The sequence below is a fragment of the Actinopolyspora lacussalsi subsp. righensis genome (assembly GCF_900116555.1).
GTDB classification, from domain to species: Bacteria; Actinomycetota; Actinomycetes; order Mycobacteriales; family Pseudonocardiaceae; genus Actinopolyspora; species Actinopolyspora lacussalsi.
The window spans coordinates 227,881-251,579 of the sequence record NZ_FPAT01000004.1; the positions used below are offsets into that span (position 1 = coordinate 227,881).

At 68.2% G+C, this 23,699-nt stretch carries 20 protein-coding genes; 5 read left to right on the forward strand and 15 right to left on the reverse strand.

Going from position 1 to position 23,699, the window contains the following annotated elements:
* The first annotated feature begins 22 nt into the window (after positions 1 to 22).
* A complete protein-coding gene (locus BM394_RS22780) occupies positions 23 to 439 on the forward strand; it encodes a peptidoglycan-binding domain-containing protein (protein WP_165400714.1) in 417 nt (138 codons plus the stop codon).
* A 108-nt stretch (positions 440 to 547) separates the two neighbouring features.
* Here BM394_RS22780 and BM394_RS09450 read toward each other — a convergent pair whose 3' ends face one another.
* On the reverse strand, positions 548 to 2,335 hold the full coding sequence (locus BM394_RS09450; RefSeq protein ID WP_092976826.1) for a putative bifunctional diguanylate cyclase/phosphodiesterase: 1,788 nt from the start codon (positions 2,333 to 2,335) through the stop codon (positions 548 to 550).
* A 715-nt stretch (positions 2,336 to 3,050) separates the two neighbouring features.
* On the opposite strand from BM394_RS09450, the gene BM394_RS09455 reads away from it, so the two are divergent.
* The 3 genes from BM394_RS09455 (at position 3,051) to BM394_RS09465 (ending at position 5,471) form a co-directional block, all read left to right on the forward strand.
* Positions 3,051 to 3,761 carry a GAF and ANTAR domain-containing protein gene (locus BM394_RS09455; RefSeq protein ID WP_092976829.1) on the forward strand — a complete coding sequence of 237 codons (711 nt, stop codon included), beginning with the start codon at positions 3,051 to 3,053 and terminating at the stop codon, positions 3,759 to 3,761.
* A gap of 157 nt (positions 3,762 to 3,918) precedes the next feature.
* Positions 3,919 to 4,668 carry a GAF and ANTAR domain-containing protein gene (locus BM394_RS09460; protein ID WP_092977208.1) on the forward strand — a complete coding sequence of 250 codons (750 nt, stop codon included), beginning with the start codon at positions 3,919 to 3,921 and terminating at the stop codon, positions 4,666 to 4,668.
* Between the two features lie 44 nt (positions 4,669 to 4,712).
* Positions 4,713 to 5,471 carry a GAF and ANTAR domain-containing protein gene (locus tag BM394_RS09465; RefSeq protein ID WP_092976832.1) on the forward strand — a complete coding sequence of 253 codons (759 nt, stop codon included), beginning with the start codon at positions 4,713 to 4,715 and terminating at the stop codon, positions 5,469 to 5,471.
* Between the two features lie 8 nt (positions 5,472 to 5,479).
* Here BM394_RS09465 and BM394_RS09470 read toward each other — a convergent pair whose 3' ends face one another.
* The 12 genes from BM394_RS09470 to BM394_RS09525 all read right to left on the reverse strand — a co-directional run bounded on the left by BM394_RS09470 (position 5,480) and on the right by BM394_RS09525 (position 20,192).
* On the reverse strand, positions 5,480 to 6,580 hold the full coding sequence (locus BM394_RS09470; RefSeq protein WP_092976835.1) for a lysophospholipid acyltransferase family protein: 1,101 nt from the start codon (positions 6,578 to 6,580) through the stop codon (positions 5,480 to 5,482).
* Positions 6,581 to 6,589: 9 nt separating this feature from the next.
* Positions 6,590 to 7,624, reverse strand: a complete 1,035-nt coding sequence (locus tag BM394_RS09475; RefSeq protein ID WP_092976838.1) for an NAD-dependent epimerase/dehydratase family protein — start codon at positions 7,622 to 7,624, stop codon at positions 6,590 to 6,592.
* Positions 7,625 to 7,945: 321 nt separating this feature from the next.
* Positions 7,946 to 8,776 carry a pyrroline-5-carboxylate reductase gene (proC, locus tag BM394_RS09480; RefSeq protein WP_092976841.1) on the reverse strand — a complete coding sequence of 277 codons (831 nt, stop codon included), beginning with the start codon at positions 8,774 to 8,776 and terminating at the stop codon, positions 7,946 to 7,948.
* A 100-nt stretch (positions 8,777 to 8,876) separates the two neighbouring features.
* On the reverse strand, positions 8,877 to 9,731 hold the full coding sequence (locus tag BM394_RS09485) for a sugar phosphate isomerase/epimerase family protein (RefSeq protein ID WP_092976844.1): 855 nt from the start codon (positions 9,729 to 9,731) through the stop codon (positions 8,877 to 8,879).
* A gap of 180 nt (positions 9,732 to 9,911) precedes the next feature.
* The gene (locus BM394_RS09490; RefSeq protein ID WP_139235185.1) at positions 9,912 to 11,471 is read right to left on the reverse strand and encodes a hypothetical protein; all 1,560 of its coding nucleotides are present in this window, start codon (positions 11,469 to 11,471) and stop codon (positions 9,912 to 9,914) included.
* A gap of 60 nt (positions 11,472 to 11,531) precedes the next feature.
* Positions 11,532 to 12,521 carry a Ppx/GppA family phosphatase gene (locus BM394_RS09495; RefSeq protein WP_092977209.1) on the reverse strand — a complete coding sequence of 330 codons (990 nt, stop codon included), beginning with the start codon at positions 12,519 to 12,521 and terminating at the stop codon, positions 11,532 to 11,534.
* Positions 12,522 to 13,030: 509 nt separating this feature from the next.
* Complete coding sequence (locus BM394_RS09500; protein ID WP_092926115.1) at positions 13,031 to 13,717, reverse strand: response regulator transcription factor; 687 nt, start codon at positions 13,715 to 13,717, stop codon at positions 13,031 to 13,033.
* Positions 13,714 to 14,958 carry a sensor histidine kinase gene (locus BM394_RS09505; RefSeq protein WP_281246431.1) on the reverse strand — a complete coding sequence of 415 codons (1,245 nt, stop codon included), beginning with the start codon at positions 14,956 to 14,958 and terminating at the stop codon, positions 13,714 to 13,716. The genes BM394_RS09500 and BM394_RS09505 overlap by 4 nt, the downstream gene beginning before the upstream one ends.
* 396 nt (positions 14,959 to 15,354) lie before the next feature.
* The gene (locus tag BM394_RS09510; protein ID WP_092926117.1) at positions 15,355 to 16,104 is read right to left on the reverse strand and encodes a phosphoglyceromutase; all 750 of its coding nucleotides are present in this window, start codon (positions 16,102 to 16,104) and stop codon (positions 15,355 to 15,357) included.
* Positions 16,105 to 16,777: 673 nt separating this feature from the next.
* The gene (locus BM394_RS09515; protein WP_092976850.1) at positions 16,778 to 17,305 is read right to left on the reverse strand and encodes a type III secretion system chaperone family protein; all 528 of its coding nucleotides are present in this window, start codon (positions 17,303 to 17,305) and stop codon (positions 16,778 to 16,780) included.
* A gap of 80 nt (positions 17,306 to 17,385) precedes the next feature.
* Positions 17,386 to 18,684, reverse strand: a complete 1,299-nt coding sequence (mshA, locus tag BM394_RS09520) for a D-inositol-3-phosphate glycosyltransferase (protein WP_092976853.1) — start codon at positions 18,682 to 18,684, stop codon at positions 17,386 to 17,388.
* Between the two features lie 323 nt (positions 18,685 to 19,007).
* Positions 19,008 to 20,192 carry a L,D-transpeptidase gene (locus BM394_RS09525; RefSeq protein ID WP_207227453.1) on the reverse strand — a complete coding sequence of 395 codons (1,185 nt, stop codon included), beginning with the start codon at positions 20,190 to 20,192 and terminating at the stop codon, positions 19,008 to 19,010.
* Positions 20,193 to 20,346: 154 nt separating this feature from the next.
* On the opposite strand from BM394_RS09525, the gene BM394_RS09530 reads away from it, so the two are divergent.
* A complete protein-coding gene (locus BM394_RS09530; protein ID WP_092976859.1) occupies positions 20,347 to 21,126 on the forward strand; it encodes an SDR family NAD(P)-dependent oxidoreductase in 780 nt (259 codons plus the stop codon).
* A 324-nt stretch (positions 21,127 to 21,450) separates the two neighbouring features.
* Here the strand turns inward: BM394_RS09530 and BM394_RS09535 are convergent, their stop codons facing one another.
* Positions 21,451 to 22,509 (reverse strand): chymotrypsin family serine protease, encoded by a 1,059-nt coding sequence (locus BM394_RS09535; RefSeq protein ID WP_092976862.1) that lies wholly within the window; start codon positions 22,507 to 22,509, stop codon positions 21,451 to 21,453.
* Between the two features lie 81 nt (positions 22,510 to 22,590).
* Complete coding sequence (locus BM394_RS09540) at positions 22,591 to 23,688, reverse strand: UDP-N-acetylmuramate dehydrogenase (protein ID WP_092977211.1); 1,098 nt, start codon at positions 23,686 to 23,688, stop codon at positions 22,591 to 22,593.
* Positions 23,689 to 23,699 lie beyond the last annotated feature (11 nt).

Below are 23,699 nucleotides of genomic sequence, written 5' to 3' on the forward strand. Positions count from 1 at the left end.
TCCCATGATTGGCAGGAAATCGATGCCACGAGCGACGAACGGCACTAACCGAGCTCTCAAGGCGCTCGGCCTCGCCGCGGCCTCGGCCACGGCCGCACTGGCGTTCCCACTCACCGCCACTGCCGCGACCACGGCGATCCCGAGCTGCACCACCACCGACGGGGTGATCCCGGCGAGCTCCAGCGGCTCCCACCACTGCGTGATGGGGGTGGGTAACGGAGGTTCGCCCGTGACCGCGCTGCAGCGTTCACTGCGCGCCTGCGAGGGACAGTCCATCGCGGTGGACGGAATCTACGGTCCCGCTACCCGAAACGCGGTGTTGAACGTGCAGCGGCGAGCCGGGATCTCGCAGGACGGCGTTTACGGGCCCCAGACCCGCAACGCGATGAGCTGGCACGTGGGCGCCGACTGCGTCAGCTACCAGTACGGCTGGGGCTGACGGATCCCTTCCGATTTTCGGTCTCCCGGGGGAGCCCCGGGAGACCGAGCGGGCCGCGCGTATCGGGGATCGCTCCACAGGCCCGGCTGACCGATTCGATCGTTCCGACTACCCCCGGAGGTCAGTGGTCACGTTCCGGCGGAATTCGGCTGCGGGTACCGGGTGGCCGAAGAGCCAGCCCTGGTAGGCGTCGATACCGAGGTGAGTCAACAGGTCGCGTTGGACTCGGGTTTCGACGCCTTCGGCGATGCAGTGGTGCCCGGTGGCTCGGCACAGGTCCACGATGGCGCGGATGATGGCCACGCTGGTGTCGTCGGCATCGGTGGTGGGCAGAAAAGTGCGGTCGAGTTTGATGATCTGCGCCGGCATTTCCCGCAGGCGAGCCAGTGAGGAGTAGCCGGTTCCGAAGTCGTCGATGGCGAAGGCCACACCGCGCTCGGCCAGGCGGCCCATCGTGTGCCGCTGGAGCAGCGGCAGTTCCAGTAGTGCGGTTTCGGTGAGTTCGAGAATGACCCGGTGGGGATCGATGCCGGAGTCCGTGACGAGCGTCGACAGGGTTTCGAGCTGGCCGGGTTCGTTGGTGGGCGGTCCGGACAGGTTGACGGCGATGTCGATCTCGGGCCAGGTGGCTGCCTCGGCCAGCGCGGTGCGCAGGACCCAGCGATCGAGTTCGGCGAGCAGATCGCCCTGTTCGGCCAGGGGGAGTATCACGTCGGGAGCCAGCACGCCCCGCTGCGGGTGCGGCCACCGCAGGAGCGCTTCGGCACCGGTGGTCCGGCCCTGGGCGTCGACGAGGGGTTGGTAGTGCAGCGCGAGCCCGTCGTTGGCCAGCGCGGCGCGGAGTTGGTCCTCGAGATCGAGCTGACCGGTGCTGGTGTTGTCGGGGGTGGTGTCGGCGATGGCGACGCGGCCGGTTCCGCGTCGCTTGGCGTCGAACATCGCGGCATCGGCGAAGCGGACGAGGTCGCCGAAGGTGGCCGCGTTGCCGTTGATGGCGGCGGCACCGACAGAGCCCGAGATTCGCACGAGGCGCCCTCCGAGAGGGAGGCTGGCCCGCAGGATTCCGGACACACGGGCGGCGAACGTCTCCAGCCCCCCGTGCACCGCCACGTCGGGACAGGTGACCAGGAACTCGTCGCCGGAGAAGCGGCCCACCCGACAGTCGTGCGGCAACGCGTCGGCCAACATCCGGGCCACGGTGATCAGCAGTTCGTCGCCGATGACGTGACCCCACGAGTCGTTGACGCGTTTGAAGTTGTCGATGTCGCAGAACAGCACGGCGAAGCCTGTCGGAGGCCCCTCGGCGAGGTGAGTGGCCAGCAGGGCGTGCAGCCCCTGGCGATTGGGCAGTCCGGTCAGCTCGTCGTGGTTGGCCCGGTGGTGCAGTTGTTCGATGCGCTGCTGCTGCGAGGTGACGTCCTGGGCCACCTTCAGCCACAGGCGAGTGCCGTCGTGCTGGGCCGAGGCAGCGGTGTGGATCTGGCAGTACACGGTGTGCCCGTCGGCGTGGGTCAACGCCCGGAGCTCCCCGTGGGGCAGGAGTTCCCCGTGGTGCAGGTTCGCCGGTGTCGCCGTCGGTCCGGAACCGATGCGGCCCAGCAACGAGGAATCGCTCGTGCCGAACAGTTCCGCACGGTCACGGCCGATCAGCCTCCCGGCCGCGTCGTTGGCATCCAGCACTCGGCCGGACTCGCCGACGATGAACAGGGCCACCGGCACGAGGTCGAACAACCCCGGTATCAGCCGCGATGACGGCGGCCGTCCCGCCACTCGGATGGCGTCGTCGAGCGCGTCCAGATGGCTTATCACACTGTCGTGGTGCCCGTCCGGGTCGCTCAGCCGCTCCCGCAAGCTGACCAACGCGTCCCGCCGCAGGAAATGAGCCGAATCAACCATCAGTCCCCCCAGCGGCAGGACCGAGCCATTTCCGTGCGGACGGTGTGAGTATCGGGATCGTCACGGCCGAGCGCGATGGAAGACACCTTCGCTGAGCGGTCGAGCAAGACAAGTCGAGCCACAGGAATTCTCATTCGTCGAAGCGGGCTCGTGGCCAGGATCACTCGTGGCCAGGATCAGTAAATCGTGCCAGCTTTTGCTCAACCAGCTGACTTCATTTTAGCAGAGGAACGGCCCGACCGGTTCCACCACACGGTGTACAGCTGTATACACTCGTAATGATGAGAGGGGGTAGCATCGTCGGATCGTCGACGGGCTCTCGGATACCTCGGGGCGTGGTCCCTGCGACCACGTATGAATTGTTCGCCCGTCACGGCCGGCTGATTGCGGGTACCGACGAGAGCGTCAACACGTGCGGGTCGGCGGGGAAGAGACGTTGTCGCTCTCCCGGCCGGAGATCACGTTGGGGCGGCCCGCCCGATGAAGGGACCCTCATCGTCGTGCGAGGTCGACACCGCCGCGGCACGACCGAGTTCCGGTGACTGATCTCATCGCCCGGCATCGCGGCGGCCACGACCCGGACCGCCAAGACGAGGAGGAGTGTGCCCTAACCCGCGTGACACTTGCCGCGACCAGACGGATCGGCCGACTCCGGGTGAGGACAGCACGACGAACCGGGCGGTGTGTGCCTCGGAAATCAGTCAAGGTGGTAGTGATGAGCGAGACGAGCGACGGGGACAACGGCCTCGTGGTCGAGCTGTCGCGGGCCGCGCGGCGGTTGCAGCGGCCGGACTCGGAGACCGAGGCATTACAATTGATCGTGACCGGGGCCGTGGACACGGTGCCGGGCGCCGAGCAGGCGGGTGTGTCGTTGTTGCATCGCGATGGCGGGATCACCTCGGCGGCGACCAGCGATGCCACCGTCGACGAGGTGGATCAGCTACAGGCCGACTATCAGGAAGGTCCCTGTGTGACCGCGCTGCGGGAGCAGCACACGGTCATGGTCGACGATCTGACCGCCGAGACGGACCGCTGGCCCCGCTTCGCACCCGACGCGGCCGCACTACGAGTGGCCAGCATGCTGTCGTTTCACCTGTTCACCCGCGACGACACCGTGGGCGCGTTGAATCTGTATTCCGGGATCCCGCGCGGTTTCGGGACGGAATCGCAGCTGTTGGGTGGGCTGTTCGCAGCGCACGCCGCCGCCGCCCTGGGCGGGGCCCGCCACGTGGCTCAGCTGCACCGGGCGCTGGCCACCCGCGACGTGATCGGACAGGCCAAGGGCATCCTCATGGAGCGTTTCGAGCTGGATGCCGATACGGCGTTTCAGCTGCTGGCCCGCAGCGCCCAGGACGCCAACATGAAACTCGTGGCGGTGGCACGGTGGTTGACCCGAGCCGAGACGCCGGACGAACGGGACACGTGAGGGTTTTCCGCCGGCGTGGCTGGGCACACCCCTGGTGGGCGGGTCGTTCTCGTGGGCCGGGCTACGATGACCCCGCGGGCCGTGCCGGTGCACCGTCCAGCGGGCGGTACGGCCACCGCACAGTACATCGAGACCGCCCCCGCGGTGGGAGATGATGATGAGTCAGGACCGGCGAACCGTGCTGTTGTCCCGGCTGGAAAGCAGTCTCGACGCCGCCGAGGAGACGGCGTCGCGGATGAGTGTGCTGTGTGCGTTGGCAGTCGAACACTTGGCCGTGTCCGGGGCCGGAGCCACGGTGTTGGCCTCGCTGGCCGACGGTGACGGACAGGATCCGAGTCGCGGGTTGGTGCACGCCACCAACGAAATCAGCACCGGTCTGGAGGACCTGCAGCTGACCGTCGGCGAAGGACCGTGCTTGGACGCCTTCGCAACCGGCGGACCGGTACTCGTAGCCGACCTGGCGGAGAACCGTACCCGGTGGCCCGGTTTCACACCCGGCGCGCTGTCCTTGGGCGCGGCCGCGGTGTTCTCGTTCCCGCTGCACATCGGCGCCGCCCGACTCGGCTCACTGGACTTGTACCACGACCGTCCCGGCAGGATGTCGGACATCCAGATCTCGGACGCGTTGATCCTGGCCGACCTGGCCACCCACGCCGTCGTCACCGAACTCGAAGGTCACGCCAGCGGCGACGCCGGTTGGTTGGCGGACCCACACGCCGAGATACACCAGGCCACCGGCATGATCCAGGCCCAGCTGAACACCACCACCGAGAACGCGCTGCTGCGGCTCCGCGCCCACGCCTACACCTATTCCCTGCCCCTGCTCGACGTGGCCCGCCGGGTCACCGAAAGACAACTGCGCTTCACCGACGAGCCCGATGACGATCAGCAGGACACACCCGCCTGAGTCGACACGACGGATTCGACACCGAGAAGGAAACGAGATCAGCGATGACTACCCGGCGCGAACAACGGCTGGCCCAGACCTTCGTGGCGCTGTCGGACACACTGGTCGACGACTTCGACGTGCTCGACTTCCTGACCCTGCTGGCCGAACGAGCCACCGCACTGCTCGAAGTCACCGCCGCCGGAGTGATCCTGTCCGACCAACGCGGTGGCTGGCATCCCACCGCCGCGTCCAGCGAGGACGCCCACCTGTTGCAGCTGCTGGCCACCCAGACCCACGAAGGACCCTGCCAGGACAGCATCACCACCGCGGCTCCGGTCACCAGCTACGATCTCAGCGCCGAGCACGCCCGCTGGCCCACCTTCAGCGGGGCGGCCGTGGCCGCCGGATTCCGGACCGCCGCCGCCGTACCGATGCGGCTTCGCCGTCAGACCATCGGTGCCCTCACGCTGCTGGACACCACACCCACCGCTGTGGACACCGACAGCATTCAACTGGGACAGGCCCTGGCCGACCAGGCAACCGTCGGCATCCTGCACCATCGCGCCCTGCGCCGTGAGGAAACGCTGACGGAACAGTTGCAGGCCACCCTGCATCACCGCGTCGTCATCGAGCAGGCCAAGGGCGTCCTCGCCGAAGCCGGGGACCTGACCATGCACCAGGCGTTCCAGCTGCTGCGTGAGCACTCCCGCGTCCACGGCCACCACCTCACCGATCTCGCCCACAGCCTCACCACCCGCACCACCCGGCCCAGCGAGCTGCTCGACTCCCAGCCGCATCCCAGCACCGACCCCCACGAGTGACGGCGCGGCTAGCCGAAGAAGACGGTCCGCCGCTGTGCCAGCAACCGGTAGATCGTCTCCTGGATCGTCTCCCGCACCTGGTCACTCAGGTTGAAAACGACCATGGGGTCCTCGGCCGCCTCCGGACCGTGCTCGGCGGTGTCGATCGGTTCGCCGAACTCGATGTACCACTTGGACGGCAACGGCACGGTACCCAGCGGCCCCAGGTGCGGGAAGAACGGCGTGACCGGGAAGTACGGCAGCCCCAACAGCCTGGCCAGCGGACGGATGTCGCCGATCTTGGGATATATCTCCTCCGCGCCGACGATGGAGCACGGCACGATCGGCACGCCGCTGCGCATCGCGGCCGAGACGAACCCTCCCCGGCCGAACCGCTGCAGTTTGTACCGGTCGCGGAAGGGCTTGCCGATCCCCTTGAATCCCTCCGGCCAGACGCCGACGATCTCACCACCGCGCAGCAGCCGTTCCGCGTCCGGATTGCACGCCAGGGTCTGCCCCGTCTTCCGTGCCAGCGCACCGACCAGCGGCGTCCCGAAGACGACGTCGGCCCCGAGCATCCGCAGTTGTCTCCCGGTGGGGTGGTGGTCGTGCAGCGCCACCGTGGTCATCAGCGCGTCCCACGGCAGTGTCCCGGAGTGGTTCGCCACCACCAGGGCACCGGAATCACGCGGCACGTTGTGCAGCCCGACCGCCTCGACCCGGAACCAGTTGTCGTAGACGGTGCGCAACAGCGGCAGGAAGAACCGCTCGGTCAGTTCGCGGTCGAAGCCGAACTCGTCCACCCGGTACTGCCCGAGCAACCGCCTGCGGGCGAAGGCCGTCAGGTCGGCGAGGGTCTCGTGCCAATCCGGACCGCCACCCGTCCCCTCTCCCGCGTCCTCGCCACCGCCATCACCGTGGTCACCGTCACCGTCGTCGCGGGCACCGTCGTCCCCGGCAGTGGATTCCCCGGCAGCGGACTCCCCCGCAGCGGGACGTTCCCGAGCCGAGCCCGGTGTTCCGGACATCGCGGACCGACCGCCCCCGGCCGATCGACCCGGGGAGTCCGACTCGGCCCGGCCGACCCCGTCATCCTCCGGGTGCAGCGGAATGACTCGTGCGTCCGCCATCGCTTCTCCTCAACGTAGCCGGGTGATCGTCCTGTTGATTTCCCGCTCGGCGCTCTCGACCGTTTCGGGATCGATCACCGGACGCAGCTCACGCCCGTGCACGAAATCGTCGAACGCCTGCCGCGTGGTCCATCTCGGAGCGAAACCGAACCGGTCACGCAGTTTCGCGGTGTCCACCACACGTCCGAAGTTCAGAAACCTCATCTGCTCGGCGGACAGCGAAGCCAGATTGGCTCCCCGGAAGAATCCGGCCAACGGTGAAACCATCGTTCCCGGGATGGGAACGGGAATCCGTCCCGCGCGACGAATGGCCTGCCCCAGCATGAGCACCCCGTCGGCCCCGACGTTGAAGACGCCGGGGAGATCCTCCAGCGCCGCGCGGCGCAGCACCGCCAGCGCGTCCTCCGGGTGCAGCAGCTGCAGGCGCGCGTCGTGGCCGAACACCGTCGGCACGAGGGGAAGCGAGAAGTACCTGGTGAGCACGGAGTCGATGCGCGGCCCGATCAGATCGGTGAAGCGAAGCAGTGTCACGTCGACGTCTGGACGACGTCTGCCGAAGCCACGCACGTACCCCTCGACCTCGACGGCGTCCTTCGCGTAGCCGGAGGAGGGCAGGTCCTTGGGCGCCATCTCCTCGTCGAAGACCGCCGGATCCCGGGAGCTGGCACCGTAGACGGCGCTGGTGGACTTGACCACCAGCTTGCGGACGTGCGGGGACTCCTGACACGCGGCCAGCAGTCGCATCGTGCCGAGAACGTTCATCTCCTTCATCGCGGCACGGGCCACGGGCATCTCGTCGGTGTTCGACGAGGCGTGCACCACGGTGTCGACCGCCGCCTCCGAGATGATCCTGGCTATCAGCGGGTTCCGGATGTCGGCCCGGACGAACTCCGCACGACCCATGCGGCGGGAGAGTTCGCGGCGCGGGTGTTCGCTGTCCACACCGAGCACCCGCCCCACCGCGGGATTCTCGGCCAGCCTGCCCGCCAGGTGGGCACCGACGAAACGGCTGACTCCCGTGACGAGCACGACGTTCGGGACCATGGGGCCTCCTGACCGCGGCCGCGGTGTCGAACCACCTCGGCGAGGTGATCGCGGCACACCTCGGAGCACACCGTGAGACTGCCGAGCACACGAGAACCGGGGCGACCGGTGCCTCGGAACATCGCGGAACACCGGCTCCCGGTGACGATCGTAACCGCGATCACGTCACCACCGCGTGTCAGTGCCGTTACGACACGCGATGGACGAGCGAAAACGGGATCACGACGGAGCCGCGCGTTCCGACGAGGGGTTCCGCTTCTCGCCCCCGTCCCGCGCCCCGCGCCCCGCGCACCGTCGCGGGACGGCGGGACGGCGGGCGGGTCAGGCTCCGTCCGAGTCGGTCTCCTGCCGGTGCTTGGCACCGAGCTCCACCGAGCGGGAGTGGGCCGCCTCGACGGCGTCGATCAACGCCGCCCGGACACCGTGCTTCTCCAGCTCGCGGACACCGGAGATGGTGGTACCCGCGGGCGAGGTCACCCCTTCCCGCATGATCACGGGATGCCCCTCCCCCTCGCGCAGCATCGTGGCCGAGCCGACGGCGGACTGCACTACCAGCTCGGCCGCCACCGAGCGGGGCAGCCCGAGCAGTATCCCGGCGTCGATCATGGCCTCGACCAGGTAGAAGAAATAGGCGGGCCCGGAACCGGACAGCGCGGTGACCGCGTCCTGCTGGTCCTCCGGAATCCGCACGACCCGGCCGACGCTGCCGAGCATCCCCTCCACGAGGTCCAGGTGCGATTCGGTGGCGTGGGTTCCCCCCGAGACGGCGCTCATGGCCTCACCGACGAGCATCGGCGTGTTCGGCATCACCCGCACCACGGGAGTGCCGGAGGTGAACCGGCGCTCGAACATCGAGGTCGGCAGCCCCGCGCAGAGGGTTACCACCAGCTTGTCCGGGGTGACGAGCTCGCCCACCTCGTCCAACAGCGGCTCGATGTCCTGCGGTTTGACCGAGACGACCAGCACGTCGGCCTGCCGCGCCGCGGTCGGCGGGTCGGTCGCCCGCACGCCGTATCGCTTGGTCAGTTCCTCGGCACGCTGCTGGTACCGCTCCGTGAACAACAGGTTCTCCGGGGAGTATCCCGCGTTGAGCAGACCGGAGAGTAACGACTCCCCGATCTTTCCCGCCCCGAGTACGGCGATCGTCGACATGCGGTCAGGGTGCCAGAGCAGGCGATTCGATCAGCTCCCGCCCCGGTGACGTCGAAGTTCTCCCACATCCTGAACGTCTCGGGGCGGCGGACGGTGTGGTTCACAGCTGGAAGTCGGGAGTGTCCCGCAGCGGCTCCAGGTGGAGTCTGGCGAACAGCAGCGCCTCTGCGAGCTGCGCGGCGCGCTGGTCCACGGTTTTGGCCTTCCTGGTGTTGACCTCGATGATGACGGTCCCGGTGTATCCCCCCGACCCCAGCGCGGTGCAGATCTCGGCGCAGGGCTGACTGCCGTGCCCCGGCAGCAGGTGCTCGTCACTGGGAGTTCCGGTTCCGTCGGTGAGGTGGACGTGCGCGAGCCGTTCCCCCATGCGGCGCATCAGCTCCAGGGGGTCGGTCTGGGCCGCGGCGGCGTGCGAGACGTCCAGGGTGTAGTTGCGGAACCCGACCTCGGTCGGATCGGGCGAGGGGCGGAACGCCGACAGCCCGGAGGCCCGGGTGCCGCGCAGCCTGTCCCAGCTGTTCGGCGGGCGGATGGGAAACATGTTCTCCACGGCTATCCGGATGCCGCTGGCCTCCTCCAGGTCCGCGACGAGCTCGTCGAAGTTCTCGGCGTACCTGCGCTGCCAGCGGAACGGGGGATGCACGACGACCGTGGTGGCACCGAGGTCACTGGCGGCGACCACCGCCCTGCGCAACCGTTCCTCCGGCTCCGGCGACCACACCCGCTGGGTGATCAGCAGGCAGGGCGCGTGCACCGCCAGCACCGGAACGCCGTGCTGCTCGGCCAGTCGCCGAAGCGCCGAGACGTCCTGGCTCGTCGCGTCGGCCCATACCATCACCTCGACCCCGTCGTAGCCCAGATCGGCGGCCATCTCGAAAGCGGCACGGACCGGCTGTGGCCAGACGGACGCGCTGGAGAGACCGACTGGAACGGCGGGCCGGTGTGGTTCGGACATCACTGGAACCGTTTCACTGGTCGTGTCCCCGTCAGGGCTGGGTGCTGACGCGGACTGGTGTACGCGGCGTCACCACGGTAGCCGGGAACGCGTCGTGGCAGCGGCCAGTCCGGAGCCGGAGCCGTCGGGCTCCGTGGCTCCCCGACGACCCCGGCCCGGCGAGTCACGTTTCGGGGCCGGTCAGTAACCGAGCAGCAGGAACGCCACCGGCGAAACGGTACAGACCAGACCGACAAGCACGGACAGCAGAATCGTCTGCAGGTCATCGGTACGCAGCACTTTCCGCGCCACCAGCACGAGCGTGCCGGTGAAGGCCAGCGCCGCGGCCAGGGCGGGCAGCGGCAGTTCGCTCCACAACCAGCGGAACCCGATCCACACGAGGCCGCCGCCGACCAGCCCGGCCACCGTCTGCGCGATGAGGATCGCCCATTCTTTGAGAGCGGAACGTCCGCCGTACTCGGTCTCCCGATCGGCCTCGTAGTCCTCGGCCGGAATACCGGTGGGAGGCTGCTCCGCGGCGTACTCGTCCTCCTCCTCCTCGACGTAGTCGTCCGAATCGGCATAGGGGTCGTCCACCATGCCGGTGTAGAAGACGTCGGAGTCCCCGAACTCCGAGTCCACGCCCTCGTAGGGATCGAAGTAGGCGGTGCCGTGGGGATCGTCGGTCTCGTCCCGATCGACCTCGGTCGGCTCCGCCCCGACGGACTCCGCGGGGATCGGATACTCCAGCAACGCGGTTCCGTCACCGTCGGTCACTTCCGGGTCACTGGTGGAAGCGTTCCCCCGCACAGGTGGGAACTGCTCGGTGGCGTCCTCCCGTGCGGGCGAGGTATCCGGAGCCGAGGGCTTCGGAGCCGGGGGCTCCGGAGCCGCCGCGTCCGGCACGGCACTGTCCTGCACGGGGTTGTCCGGCACGGAGCTGTCCGGCACGGCACCGGCCGGGGGCGGCCCGTCCTGCGCCGGGGCCGACCAGGTGTCGGGCTCGGAGGCACGGGACGTGCCGTCCTGCCACCGCGGCGTGTCGTCGGAGGGAGCGGACGGCCCTCTCTGACTCATTCCGCTCGTGCCGGGCGTCCGCACCGGCAGCGGGGGCTGCTGGGCGGTCGTCTCCGTGTCATCGGCGGGGGGCGCGGAGTTCGTAGTGGCCGCTGTGGGTGGTGTGGCCGCTGTGGGGGGTGTCGCGGCGGCGGAGGATGTCGCTTCCGATTCGGCGGCGGGAGTGGACCACTTGCCGGATTCCTCCCCCGGATCCGGTTGCGCGGCCGGTTCGGCGGATCGCGCCCCCGGTCGCGTGGGACGACGGGGTCCGGCCCCCGAGACGCGCCTGCGCGACGGGGTCGACGAATCGTCGGTCGACGGGCGCGTCGGCTGGTCGACGGTGGGGCCCGGTTGTGGGGCCGGGGGAGGTTCCGGGGAGGATTCCGGGGACGCCCCTACTGCCGGTGGAGGTGCGGTCTGGGGTGGTTGCGCCGCGGTGCCGAACGAAGCCGGGGTCTCCGCACCGGAAGCCGTCCCGTGCTCGGACGGCGAGGCGTCCTCGGCCTCGGGTCCGTCGACGGGGAGCATCCTCCCGCTGTCCGAATTCACCCGTTCGATGATCGCCTGCGGAGCCGTTTCGGACGGGTCCTCGGCACGCCTGCGCCTGCGGCGGGAGCCGCGTTGCCCACCGCCGCCGTGTTCGGCCAGCAGTTCCGCGACGGTGCGCTGGCTAGGGTCACCGGACCCACTGTCCCGACTCATCGACTCCACCGTGCCCCGTGCTAGATCTCGCGTCCAGTTCACTCCGCGATCGCGCGGCCGTTACCCAGTATCGCCCGTACCGGTCGGCGAGAGTGTGCCCAGGCCGTCATCCGGACTCTCGGCGCCGTTGACGTGGTCGAGACGGCGCAGGATCACACCTTCGCGCAGCGCCCACGGACAGATGTCCAGTTCGCGCAGCGACATGGCGTTCATGGTCGCCTCGGCCACGAGTCCGCCGCTGACCAACTGGTGGGCTCTGGCTCCGCTCACCCCGTCGAGCGAAGCGAGGTCCCGTGCCGAGATCCTGGTGATGAACGCCAGGAGCTGCCGCAGCGCCGTGTCGGTGAGGGTGCGACGCACCCTGGGCCCCGCGGAGGGCGGCGCGGCACCGGCCAATCGGGCAAGCGATCGGAAGGTCTTGGACGTCGCGGCCACCTTGTCGGGCGCGCCGAACGCGGCGAACCGTTCAACGGTGTCCGAAAGCTGCTCGGACAGCCGATTCCGAAGATGCTTCACTTCCTCGCGCTCCGGCGGGTCCCCGAGCGGGGCGGTACGTGCCACGTGCCCCGCTCCGAGCGGAAGCGAAACCGCGATGTCGGGCTGCTCGTCGATGCCCAGCGCCATCTCCAGCGAGCCGCCTCCGATGTCGAGCAGCAGCAGGTTGCCCGCGGACCAGCCGTACCAGCGTCGTGCGGCGAGGAAGGTCAGCCGGGCCTCCTGCTCCCCGGAGAGCACTTCGAGCGAGACCCCGGTCCGCTCACGCACCGTTTCGAGCACGGTGGTGGAGTTGTCCGCCCGCCGGATGGCGGAGGTGGCGAAGGCCATGAGCTCGGCACAACCGAGTCCACGGGCCGAGTCCCTGGCGGCCTGGACGGTGTTGACCAGCTCCTCGATGTCGGAATCGGTCAGCGCTCCGCCCGCCCCGATCCGCTCGGACAGGCGCAGCACCGACTTCTCAGAGGTCATCGGGGTGGGATGCGCGCCTCGGTGCGCATCCACCACCAGTAAGTGAACCGTATTGGAACCCACGTCGAGCACCCCTAGGCGCATGGCGGCCAACCTACCGTGCGCGAGGGGATCACGGATGCGTGGTGTGTCGAACTCACCCGGATTTTCCGACACGAACCGGCCACTGGCGCGGCCGGCTCACCGTTCGGGCGGCGTCGATTTCTCGCGAAATCGCCGCGCCGCCAGCGCCGACGAATAGCCGCGCTCCGACCACCCTCGCAACCCGCACCGCCGCGGGTTCTCGGGTGCGGCTCTCGCGAGGACGGCCCCGACGTTGGGTAGGTCGCTACCCGATGTCGGGGCACCCGCAGCGAGAGCCGTGCCGGAGGTTCCGCCAAGCGACCAGCCGCGAAAACCGAGCCACGGAGTCCGCACCATCAGTCGTGCCACGTGAGCAGCGCGGGTGTCCCCGGTGCGTGAGTCGGATGCATTGCAAGGCCGGGCCGCTCGCCGCGTAGGTCGCTACTCAAGAGCCGGCCCAACGCCGCAAGGCGCCGACTCACGTGCCGGCTAACCGACCCACTCGGCAAATCGCTCAGCCTGAACAGAAGTCAGGTTTCGAACTTGTAGCCGAGTCCACGTACGGTCAGTAAGTGCTTGGGATCGGTGGGATCGGGCTCGAGCTTGGCTCGCAGCCGCTTGATGTGCACGTCGAGGGTCTTGGTGTCGCCGACGTAATCGGCTCCCCACACCCGGTCGATCAACTGGGCACGGGTCAGCACCCGCCCGATGTTGCGCAGCAGGTACTCCAGCAGGTCGAACTCCTTGAGCGGCAGCCCGACTTCCTCACCGGAAACGGTGACCACGTGGCGTTCCACATCCATCCGGACCGGTCCCGCCTCCAGCACCTGTCCCGGCTGGGCCGGTTCCTCCGCCTCACCGCCGCGCCGCAGCACCGCACGTACCCGGGCGATGAGCTCACGCGCCGAGTACGGCTTGGTCACGTAGTCGTCGGCGCCCAGCTCCAGCCCGACCACCTTGTCGATCTCGGCGTCCCTGGCCGTGACCATGATGACCGGGACAGCGGAGCGCTGCCGGATCTCCTTGCACACGTCCGTACCGCTCATGCCGGGAAGCATCAGGTCGAGCAACACGATGTCGGCACCGTTGCGCTCGAAATCCTCCAGAGCCTGCTGGCCCGTGGTGGCCACGGATGCGGTGAATCCCTCCTTGCGCAGCATGAAAGCCATCGGGTCTGCGAAGGACTCCTCGTCCTCCACGATCAGCACCCTGGTCACCGGACTCCTCCCGTTTCGACGGTTCGCGTCCCTTGCACCCCGCGCTGCGCGCGGTCGTCGGTATCGCCCTCGGGACGGTCGTCCCCGGCTGACGCGTCTTCGGTGGTGCGGGCGGCCCCGTCCTCCGGGGATCCGGGTACCCGCAGTGTGAAGGTGGAACCGGTACCCGGCTTGCTCCACACCTTGACCTCGCCGCCGTGGTTGGCGGCGACGTGTTTGACTATGGCCAGTCCCAGGCCGGTACCCCCGGTCGCCCTGGATCGCGCCCTGTCGACCCGGTAGAACCGTTCGAACACCCGCTCCTGGTCAGCGGGGTCGATGCCGATGCCGCGATCGGTGACCGCGATCTCCACCCAGCCGTCCCGGAGCCGCCTGCTCACCGAAACGGGGCTCGCGTCGGGCGAGTAGGAGATCGCGTTGTTGATCAGGTTGCTCAGGGCGGTGACCAGCAGCGTGCGGTCCCCCTCCAACCGCAGCCCGCTGGAGTCGTCCAGCGTGATCTCGATACCGGCCGATTCCGCGGGCATGCGGCAGCGGCCGAGGGCCTCCTCGACCACGTCGTCGACGTCGACGGTGGAGAGTTCGGGCAACGGCTCGGCCCCCTGCAATCTGGACAGGGCGATCAGTTCGGACACCAGGGTCCCGAGCCTGGTCGACTCGTGCAGGATCTTGTTGGAGAACCGCCTGACCTCTTCGGCGTCGTCGGCTGCGTCCAGCACGGCCTCGGCCAGCAGTGCCAGCGCGCCGACGGGTGTCTTGAGTTCGTGACTGACATTGGCGACGAAGTCACGGCGGGTCTCCTCCAGGCGGACCGCCTCGGACTCGTCGGCGGCGTCCACGACGGTGAAGCCGTCCCCCAGCGGACGAACGTCCCCGAGCACCGCGGCGGGAGAGCGCCCGTGCGGCTCGTCCCGGTTGAGCGGGGACAGGTCCACCGGCACCGGCCTGCCGGTCTTCAGTGCCTGTTCGGAAGCCTTGCGGGCACGCGCGTCGGGGCGGTTGTCCCGGACGAAACCGAGCTCGTCCGCACGTGGGTTGTGCACCACGACGTCGCCGAAGCTGTTGAGCACGACGATGCCGTTGTCACTGGTGTGCACCAAGCGCTGGAGTAGTTCCGCGACTGTTGGCCCCGTCGGCCGGTTGCGCCGGGGACGCCCGTTGGCCGCGGCGAGTCGGTACCCCGCCACCAAGCCCAGCGCCAGCACGCCGATCAACAGGGCGCTATAGCCCAATGCGGTCACAACCGCATCGTAAGCAAGCGGGGGCAGGGGTGGGCCATAGTATGCGGCCATTCAGTGACGCCCGTGACACTCGAAAGTGAAGTTTTTCATCCTCATGTCACTTTCGAGTGGCCCGCTGTTCAACGCGAGGACAGCGCACGTCTCGGTCAGTCACACGCGGCTATGCCCGTTTCGCCTCCCCTTCGAAAGCATGACACCGAAAGTGCGAAGAACCGGCTCGCCGCCACGGTCGGCGAACCGGGCAGCGATCCCGCTCACTCGGCGTATCACCGCCCGGACCGACCGTGGCGGGCCACCCCGGATGACGGACGTCGGAACGACCGCCCCGTGCGAGCCACGACACAGCGGGCTCGGGACCCCTGGAGTTCAGCGGCCCCGGATTCAGCCCCGGAGGGCTCAGCGCCCCTGGCTCGCCACCGAGGCCGCCGCCTGCTCGGCCGCCGTCGGATCCAGATAGGTTCCGCCCGGGTTCTCCGGGTTCAGGTTCTCGTCCAGGTCGTAACGCAGCGGGATGCCGGTGGGGATGTTGAGCGCGGCGATGTCCTGGTCGGAGACCCCGTCCAGGTGCTTGACCATGGCGCGCAGCGAATTGCCGTGCGCGGCGACCAGCACGGTCCGCCCGGCACGCAGGTCGGGGACGATCGAGGACTCCCAGTAGGGCAGCAGCCGCGCCACCACGTCCTTGAGGCACTCGGTGCGCGGCATCTCGTCCCCGAGGTCGGCGTAGCGCGGGTCCCCCTCCTGGCTGTAGGGGTCCGCCGGGTCGATCTCGGGAGGAGGCGTGTCGTACGAACGGCGCCAGAGCATGAACTGCTCCTCGCCGTAGGTCTCCATGGTCTGTTTCTTGTTCTTGCCCTGCAGAGCTCCGTAGTGACGCTCGTTGAGCCGCCAGTGCCTGCGCACCGGGATCCAGTGGCGTTCGGCGACGTCGAGCGCGATGTTGGCGGTGCTGATGGCTCGGCGCAGCAGCGAGGTGTGCAGCACGTCCGGCAGCAGGCCGGATTCGCCGAGCAGCTCACCCCCACGTCGTGCCTCGGTCTCACCGTCCTCCGACAGCGGAACGTCCACCCAACCGGTGAACAGGTTCCGCGCGTTCCAAGTGCTCTCACCGTGGCGCAGCAGTACAAGAGTCCCGACAGCAGTCATGTCGCCAGGCTATCCGTTGCGCGCGGCCGCGATGACTCGTGCTCGTCGGATCCACTCCTCGGAAACGACCCCGCGAGGGACCGAGACGGGCACATCGAACGGCACCACCGGTCGACAACACGGTCGGAAAAGCCCCACGGGGCAGTTCGCGAGACGAACGGAAAATTTCGATCCACTTTCGGAGACTTCCCCGAAAACGCACTGTCCGACCTCCTGACGAGGAACGAAAGGACCACCGAAACCGGACAGTTATTTCTCTGCCACCTTTTTGTTCCCTCGAAAGTGTCACTCATCACATCTTAGTGTGAACTAGCGACAAAGGGGCTTCACAGCGTTACTTTTCAATTCAAACTTCACTCGAATAGAGCAGGTTAATGGCCTTGTGGTCATCAGCCCGACTCTGCGAAGTTTGGCAACGCTCTGGCGTGATCGGCTCCCACGCACTCCCCGATCCCGCCGGAGTAGGAGTACGGCCCGCTTTCCCCCGTCGGGTCGTGCCTGCCGGGCCAGGGTCTCCCCGCCTACTGCGCCCGGCACAGCGAAACCCCCGCGTGGGGACGGCTCGAGCTCGTGACTCCCCCTCTCTCCCGAGCCGTCCCCGCGCCGGGTTCGGATCCGGTTCGGGGAGCAACCGCCGGAACGGCTCGATCACCTCGTTCGGGGAACGAACTTCCTATCCCTCGGACATCGGGGGAAGCGCTCCCTCCCGCTCCACCAGCGAGCTGAAGGCACGCAGGTTCGCCAAGGACTCACCACGGGATTCGCGCCAGCCCCACTCCCGCCTGATCGCGGTCGCGAAACCGATCTCCAGCAGGGCGTTGAAGTCGCCGTCGGCCGCGTCGAGAACCTGACCGAGTATCCGATCCAGTTCCTCGCTCGTGACCGCGTGCGGCGCGGTCCTGCCGACCAGGTAGAGATCACCGGCGCTGTCCACCGTGTAGTGCACCCCGTAGAGCCGCGCGTTGCGCCGCAGCACGTAGCGGTAGAACTCCTCGTGGGCCTCGTCCGGCTGTCTGCAGACGAATGCCTCGACGAGCAGGGCGTGCTCGGTGACGATCAGCCAGCAGTTCGTGCGCAGCTTCTTGTTGCCCGGCAGGGCGACGAAGAAACGACCGGTCTCGGGGTGTTCGTACTCGAGTTCGCCACTGTCGAGCGTGGCTTTGATAACCCGATCCAGCGAGTCCCGTGTCGTAGCGCTCATCGTCCTCCTCGTCGAGTCCTGACCAACCGGTCGCCCGGCACCGTGCGCTGTCGTTCCGAACGGTACTCCGGCGGTTCCCCTCACGCCGACAACCCGGTCAACGGCACGGGTGCTTCGCGGAAGTCCCGCCGGGCACGCGCGTAGGTGTCCAGCAACGACTCAGTGGTCCGCTGCCAGGAGAAACCCGCCGCGTTGGTGGGGGCCGCCTCGCCCAACCGGGCCAGCAGCTCGGGGGCACGGAGCAACGAAGCCAACACGTCGGCCCAGTCCACCGGATCGTGACCTGCCACCAACCTCCCCGAGACACCGTCCGCCACCGCGTAGGGCAACCCTCCCACCGCCGCGGCGATCACCGGTGTGCCGCAGGCCTGCGCTTCGAGAGCCACCAGCCCGAACGACTCGTTGTAGCTGGGCACCGCCACCAGGTCCGCCGCACGGTAGACGGCGGTCAGCTCCCCGCCCCGCTGCGGGGGCAGGAAACGCACCACGTCGGTGATCTCCAGCGACTCGGCCAGCCGGTGCATGGCCTCGGGCCGTTCCATCCCGTTTCCCGACGGGCCCCCCACCAGCAGCACGCGCAACCGGGGGCGGAGCTCCGGGTGACGGGCCAGTAGTTCGGCGACCGAGCGCAACAGCACGTCCGGACCCTTCAACGGCTGGACCCTGCCGACGAAGGCGAGCACGCGGGCGTCGGGCTCGATCCCCAACGATTCCCGTGCCGCACCGACGTCCCCCGGAGTGAAGCGTTCCAGGTCCACTCCCGGCGGCACCACCGTCACTTCCTCGGGAGCGGCGTCGTAGCGGGAAACCAGTTCCCGCGCCTCCGCACCGGTGTTGGCCACCAGCCGGTCGGCGTCCGCGACGACCTGTTCCTCGCCCACCACCCGCACCCTGGGCTCGGGCTTGTCGTCCTCGGCCAGCGAGGCGTTCTTCACCTTGGCCAGGGTGTGCGCGGTGTGAACCAGCGGGACGCCCCAGCGTTCCCGCGCCAACCAGCCGACCTGTCCGGACAACCAGTAGTGCGAGTGCACGATGTCGTAGTGGCCCGGTTCGTGTCGCGCCTCCACGCGCAGCGCACCCGCTCCGAACGCGCAGAGCTGCGCGGGCAGATCGTTCTTGTCCAGTCCCTCGAACGGCCCCGCCACGATGTTGCGCACGGTGACGCCGGGAGCCAGTTCCGCGACCGGTGGAACATCCGAGGAGGTAGCACGCGTGAAGATCTCCACCTCGGTGCCCAATCGGGCCATTCTGGTCGCCGTCTGGGCGATATAGACGTTCATACCACCGGCATCACCCGTTCCGGGCTGCTCCAGTGGTGACGTATGCAACGAGAACACGGCGACACGCCGAGGGCGAGTCTGAAGTCTGCTGGAAGTCATCTAACGCTCATCGCAAGCTCGTCGTGCACACCCGAGACCTTCGGGCCCGTGCGGTCACGACGCACAATCCGCCGGAAACATTCCGGCACCCGGGCGGGAGCTCGCCGCCCCACTCCGGACCGATCGGGCACCGCGAGCCGAACATCAGGACGCTGACCGGCGAAAATCGCTGATTTTCGGCGTGGCGGCACGGCAGGGCCGAACAACGCGACTGTGCTTCAGAACACACCGGAAGTCGGGGGCACCGGTCGGACCGCCCCGGTTGAGCAGCCCCGGCCCGCTCGCGTGGCGGGTACGGCACCCGCCACGCGAGCGGAGTCGGCTCACAGCGCGGACATGTCCTGCCACTGGTCCCAGCTCAGCATCCAGTCGTAGACCGCGTACTTCGCGGGCATGTCGGTTCCGGAGCCGCTGACCTCCACCGGATCCCCGATCATCGCGCTGTCGAAGTAGTCCTTCGCGTCGGCGTTGGTGAGATTCACGCAACCGTGGGAAGTGTTGCGGCTGCCGATGTTGGCACGGTTCTGCTCGTTCTCGTGGATGAACTCACCGTGGTTGGAGATGCGCACGGCCCACTTCTTCTTCACATCGGTGTAGCCGTACTTCGGGTTGTCCATGATCTCGACCGGGTGCTTGGCCATGACCATGTAGGTGCCGTCGTGGGTGTGCCGGTCCGGGACCGAGTCGAGGCCGTAGCTGGCCGGGTAGCTGGCGATCCGCTCACCGTCGCGGATCACCCGCAGCCGGTGCCCCCGCACGTCGGCCTTGACGACCTGCGACCTGCCGATCTCGAACTCGGTCGTCAGGTCGGCCTTGCCGTACTTGCCGCCGCCGTAGTCGAGACCGTAGAGCGGGGCGTCCACCTTGACCGTGGTGTGGGCGGGCCAGTACTCCTTGGGGCGCCAGTCGACCTGCTTGTCGTTCAACCAGGCCCACGAGCCCTCGACGTCCTCGGACGGATCGACGCTCAGCGCACGCTGCACCTCGGCCTTGTTCTCCACCGGAGCGTCGAACTTGATGCTGATCGGCATCGCGATACCGACGGTCTTGTCGTCGATCGGATTGATCGTGGCGCGCACCACACTTCGCGGGTCGACCGTACGGAAACCGCCGCCGACCCGAGAGCTCTGCCCACCGGAACCGACCGCTTCGCCGGACCACTCGTAGGTCTTGCCATAGCCCAACGGCTCGGTGACCTTCCAGACCGAGTCGTTGTTCACCAGCTTGCCCTCGACTTCTTCACCCGAAGAGTTGACCAGAGAAACGTCACGCAACTTCCCGTGATCAGCCGATACCTTGATCGAGTCCTTGGGGTTGACCCCGGTCGCGCCGTCGGTGGGTCGCAATGACACTTGCGGCTCCGGCGCGGAGCTCTGCGCGTCGCCTCCGGAGCCCGCGACATTCGCCGCACCGCCGCCACAGCCCGAGAGCAGCAACAACGCCGCCGTCACGACACCGAGCGCGCCCTTCGACGAATACTCACGCGAACCGTTTCCCCTAGTGGACACTCCTACCTCGATCCATCGCGAATGGACATGTGTTCCGCTTCTCGTTCCCTGGGACGCCTGGTTGCCTCCCCAGGATGCCCGCGCGGCACAGTGTGCTGCATCACACTGTCCCCGTATCGGGCGAAACACATCTCGCGTACGGGAGAATCGTAACGTGAGCACAGAGTCGACAGCGGGAACGAGTAACCGATCCGTCATCACCAGTGATCGAAATGTGGCAGTGATCACCGGCGCGAGTTCCGGGATCGGAGCGGCCACCGCGCGCAGCCTGGCGAACGAGGGGTTCCACGTGATCCTGGGCGCACGGCGCGTGGAGCGGCTCCGCGAACTGGCCGCGGAGACAGGCGGCACCGCCCTGCCGCTCGACGTCACCGACGAGGACTCGGTGAACTCCTTCGTCGAACAGGTACCCACCTGCAGGATCCTCGTCAACAACGCGGGCGGCGCGAAGGGATCGGCCCCGGTCGCGGAGGCCGACGAGAACGACTGGCGCTGGATGTGGGAAACGAACGTACTGGGAACGCTCCGACTCACCAAGGCGCTGCTGCCCAAGCTCGTCGCCTCGGAGAACGGGCACGTGATCACGGTGACCTCGGTGGCGGCGCTGGAGGTCTACGACAACGGTTCGGGCTACACCTCGGCCAAGCACGCCGAGGCCGCGCTGCACCGCACCCTGCGCGGTGAGCACCTCGGCGAGCCGGTCCGGTTCACGGAGGTGGCCCCGGGACTCGTGGAAACCGAGTTCTCCGAGGTGCGGTATCACGGCGACACCGAACGGGCGAAAGCCGTGTACCGCGGCCTGACACCGCTCGTCGCCGACGACGTGGCCGACGTGATCACTTTCGCGGCGACGCGACCGGCACACGTCAACCTCGACCAGATCGTGGTGAAGCCGAGAGACCAGGCATCGGCCACGCGTGCCCACCGCACCTGAACCGGGAGGAAGTCGGCTGCCCGGTTTGCCGAGGTGATCACTTGGCGGAACCTCTCGCACGGCTCTCGCTCCGGGAGGCCCGACATCGGGTAGCGACCTACACAACGTCGGGCCTTCCTCGCGAGAGCCGCACCCGAGAACCCGCGGCGGTGCCGACCGCGAGGGTGGTGGGAGTGCCGCACGGGAACGCCGAAGAGCTGTGGACGAGCCTGCGAGGCGTCCACTCCGGTTACGTTCGGTCGAGCAGGATTTCGGGCAAACCGAACTTCCTGAGCTCCCACGAAGGTGTGAACTGGGAGGCTCGACGTGCTGGCGCGCAAGGCTTCAGCGGGCGGGTCGGTCGTGGGCGCGCAGTCTGCGGAACGTGACCGCCAGCTTCACGTCCAGTTCGGCGAGCACATCGGCTATCGGGCAGGCGAATCCGGTACGGCCGTCCGCACTGCCGGCGGTGTGCAGGCCGACCACTCCGCCCTCGCCGTTCACCACCACGGCCCCCGCGTCACCGGCACCGGTGAACGGTTTCTCGCGGGCGGTGACCACTCTGAGCTGCTCACGGCTGGTCCGAACACCCAGCGCGTCACCGTGGTCGATCCGTAGCGTGGCGTCGGTGGAAGCCACCGAACCCCGCGTGAGTCCGGTGCCGAACCCGCTCTTGCGCACCGTGTCCCCGACCGCCGCGACCCCCTGACCGGTGACCGACCCCACCCCCGGGATCATGCGACAGCAGTCGAACGCTTCGTCGATCATGACCGCCGCCGCGTCCACCCTCCCGGACAACGCCGCGCGAGAGAGCTCGGCGTAGCAACGGCCGGTCTGCGGATCCAGCATCGCGTCGCCCACCGACCAGGCATCGTCCATGCAGGCCACGTCGAAAGTGGTCAGTCCCATGGTGAGCACGGCCGAGCCTCGTCCGGCCACGAGGGTGCCCAGGGTTCCGATCCGCCGGTACTCGCCCTCGCCCCGGTACTGCTCCCGGCCCCGGTACCGGTCTTCGGCGGCGGAACTGGCCGGACCGAGCACGACCGGGCGGCAGGGCGCCATCCCCACCCCGCCGAACACCGTGGCGGCCGGCGTTGGGACCACCGCCGGAACGAGTTCGTCGAGCGAACAGTGGGCGTGCTGCGGAAACACCCGTTCCTCCACCACATCGGTGGGGATGCCGAGGATCATGGGCGGCACGCACTCGCCGACCTCGAGCCGCTCCATCGGTTTCTTGCGTGCGACGGAAACGATGATCACCTGCTGTCCGGTGGGACAGCCGGACGTCCGCTTCTCGCCGATGTCGACTATCCCCACGCCTGGAAGATCCAGCAGCTGATCCTCCACGGCACGCTTGATCGGACGAATAGCCGCCCGGTCGTGTGCTTCCCTGACGCTAATCATGGCAGCCTCCGCCCACCATTTAACACGCAGGGTGATAATTAGTCACTTAAAGTCAACACAGTGGAGTGTGTCGGGTCCGCATCAGAGCAGACAGTCCACCAATACGGGTTCCGGAGCCAGCAACACGCCGAAGGCGTCCCACACTCCGTCCCGTACTTCACTCGCGAGGCTGAGCAGATCCACGGTGGTGGCCGAACCACGGTTGGTCAACGCCAGGGTGTGCTTGGTGGACAGTCCCACCCGCCCGCCGGGACCGGCGTAACCCTTGGCGAAGCCCGCGCGTTCGATCAGCCAGGCGGCCGACAGCTTGGCCGCGCCGTCCGCGGCGGGATAACGGGGGATGCGCTGCTGCCCCACCCGTTCCTCGATGCGTTCCAACACGCCGGGCAGGTGCTCGGCCCCCACGATCGGGTTGGTGAAGAACGAGCCCGCGCTCCAGGTGTCGTGATCACCGCGATCGAGCACCATCCCCTTGCCGCCGCGAAGCCGAAGCACCGCCTGCCTGACACGTTCCACCGGGACACGCTCGTCCGGGTCCACTCCCAGCTCACCGGCCAGCTCGCCGTAGCGGACGGGTTCGGAAAGACCGTCCTCCCGCAGCCGCAACCGCACTCGCAGCACCACCGCCCGATCCGTGCGCTTGAGCACGCTGCTGCGGTAACTCAGCCCCAGCTCCTCGGCGGGCACCGTGCGCACCTCACCGGTGGGGCGATCGAGCAGATCCACCGATATCAGCGATCCGGAGATCTCCACCCCGTAGGCCCCCACGTTCTGCACCGGGGTGGCACCGGTCAGACCGGGAATCCCGGAGAGGCACTCCAGACCCCCCAGGCCACGACGGACCGTATCGGCGACCACGTCGTCCCAGTCCTCGCCCGCTTCGACGGTGAGCCGCACCAGACCGTCCCCCAACCGGTCGTAGGTGACTCCGCTCGTGGCGATGCGCACCGCTTTGCCGTCGAACCCCTCATCGGAGACGACCAGATTGGAACCACCGCCGAGCACGAGCAGCCGCGTTCCGGCACGATCGGCGGTACGCACCAGCTCGACCAGCTGTTCGGAGTCGGTGGCGGTGACGAGTTCGGCCGCGGGACCACCCAACCGCAGGGTGGTGTGTCGGGCCAGCGAACGGCTGGGGGCGGCGGAAGCCGTGGCCTCCACGGCACCGCCTTCGGACATCGAGCTGGAGG